2 protein-coding genes and 2 pseudogenes are annotated in these 1,986 nt (G+C 60.1%); 1 reads left to right on the top strand and 3 read right to left on the bottom strand.

From position 1 onward, the window contains the following. The 3 genes and pseudogenes from EGI20_RS17795 to EGI20_RS17785 all read right to left on the bottom strand — a co-directional run. Positions 1 to 274: pseudogene (locus EGI20_RS17795) on the bottom strand (bifunctional tetrahydrofolate synthase/dihydrofolate synthase); the annotation flags it as partial. Between the two features lie 33 nt (positions 275 to 307). Then, positions 308 to 730 carry a protein YgfX gene (locus tag EGI20_RS17790; RefSeq protein WP_498631352.1) on the bottom strand — a complete coding sequence of 141 codons (423 nt, stop codon included), beginning with the start codon at positions 728 to 730 and terminating at the stop codon, positions 308 to 310. 6 nt (positions 731 to 736) lie between these two features. Continuing rightward, positions 737 to 1,093, bottom strand: a complete 357-nt coding sequence (locus tag EGI20_RS17785) for a hypothetical protein (RefSeq protein ID WP_124734482.1) — start codon at positions 1,091 to 1,093, stop codon at positions 737 to 739. A gap of 168 nt (positions 1,094 to 1,261) precedes the next feature. Here EGI20_RS17785 and EGI20_RS17780 point away from each other — a divergent pair. Beyond that, positions 1,262 to 1,986 (top strand): annotated as a pseudogene (locus EGI20_RS17780) (ATP-binding cassette domain-containing protein); the annotation flags it as partial.

Below are 1,986 nucleotides of genomic sequence, written 5' to 3'. Positions count from 1 at the left end.
CGATCGCGACGCGTTCGTTGTAGTCATTGATATGCGGCGAGGTATAGGTGCCCACTTTGAAGCCGGCGCGATTCAGGATGGTCGACAGCATGGCTGCGACCGAACCCTTGCCATTGGTGCCGCCTATCAAGACCACGGGGAAATCGGTATCCAGCTGCATGGCAGCCTTGACCGCACTCACCCGGGCAAGTCCCATATCGATAGTGACCGGGTGGGCGGCTTCCAGATAGGCAAGCCACTGTTCAAGCGTGGAACTGGCGTTGGGTATCATCATGGTGACAACTCTCATTATGGGGTCGGGGGAGGATCAGGGCCTGCGCGCATCCGGCTGCCAGCGCAAAAAGACGCGCAGCTTACGCAAGGCATCGGCGTCTGCGCTGTCCGGCCATAGCGTGAGCCTGCGCCTTTGACTGCCGGCATGTGCCATCACGACACTCAGCCATGGACTGCTGCGGCTATTGCCATCCAGCAGCCAGAGCTCGCTCCTATCCGGAAAAACCGCGCTCAGTACGCCCGAGGCGCTGACGTCCAGACACAAGGGCCGGCGGCGATTGGCGAGCCAGCCCTCGCTTTGCAGGCAAGCCAGCAGCAAGGCTGCATCCAGTAGCAGCAGGACCCACGGTCCATTGCAGTACAGCACCGCCAGCGCAAGGCTTGAGGCCAGCAGGCAAAACAGCAGCAGCGCCAGCAGCGACCGGCGTAAAGTCACGCGAAACGGCCGCAGCGCCATGCCAGCTTACAGCTCGGTCGTCGGCGTATTCAGAATATCGGCGTCCACGCTGTCCAGCACCATGCTGTGGAACTCGACATCGAACCACTGCCAGAACGCCAGCAGCGAGATATCAGCAGGCCAGGCCGACTCGTCTTCGTGCCAGCTGGCCAGCTCCATACGGAATAGCTGCTCGGCCATTTCGTCGATATAGGCAACCGCCTGCTCCGGCTCGTCAAACTCGGGCAAAAGCATGGCGGTACAGTCGGCACGCAGGCTGTCCAGCGTCAGATCTATCATGTCCTCGCCGGATACGGTACGCAGCCACGCAAGAAAAGGCGCGCGCGGTTTGATAATGGCGACGGAGCGATCAACGAAATACATGGTTTATCCTTGGGTGACGGGCAAAACGCGATGGCGGAAAATTAAAGGCAGGCCATCACGGCGCGCATTGTACATGGCTAGCACGGCGTAGCGAAGGCAGGCGCGCATGGCGTGCTACAATCGCGCCATCCCAAACTACCCAGCGAGCCATCCATGGCCCTCATTTCTGTCGAGAAGGCTTGCCTTGCCTTCGGACACCACGCCCTACTGGACCGTGTCGATTTTTCCCTGGAGGCAGGCGAAGTCGTCGGCCTGATCGGCCGCAACGGCGCCGGCAAAACCACCTTGCTCAAGCTGATTCTGGGGGAGCTGGAAGCCGATAGCGGCGACATCAAGCGCGGCACCAAACTTGATATTGCCTACTTCGACCAGTTCCGCACCCAGCTGGACGAAGAAATGAGCGTGGCCGACGTCATCAGCCAGGGCAACGACTTTATCGAAGTCGCCGGCCACAGAAAGCATGTGATGAGCTATCTGGAAGACTTTTTGTTCGAGCCTGCGCGTGCGCGCAGCCCGGTCAAATCGCTGTCCGGTGGCGAGCGCAACCGCCTGCTGCTGGCACGCCTGTTTACCCGCCCGGCCAATGTGCTGGTGCTGGATGAACCGACCAACGATCTGGATATCGATACGCTTGAGTTGCTGGAAGAACTGATCACCCAGTACGCAGGCACCGTGTTTCTGGTCAGCCATGACCGCGCCGAAGCCACAGCCAAGCCGGTAGCCGCCAGCACAGCCAAGGCCGAACGCAACAAGGCCAGCCGCAACAAACTATCGTTTAATGAAACGCGCGAGCTGACCCAGTTGCCGGATGAAATTGCCGCACTGGAAGGCGAGCAGGCCGAGTTGACACAAAAACTGCTGGACCCTGCCGTATTTCGCGAACAGCCGCAACA

Source organism: Aquitalea sp. S1-19, from assembly GCF_024343515.1.
This window is presented reverse-complemented; position numbering and strand designations above follow the sequence as displayed.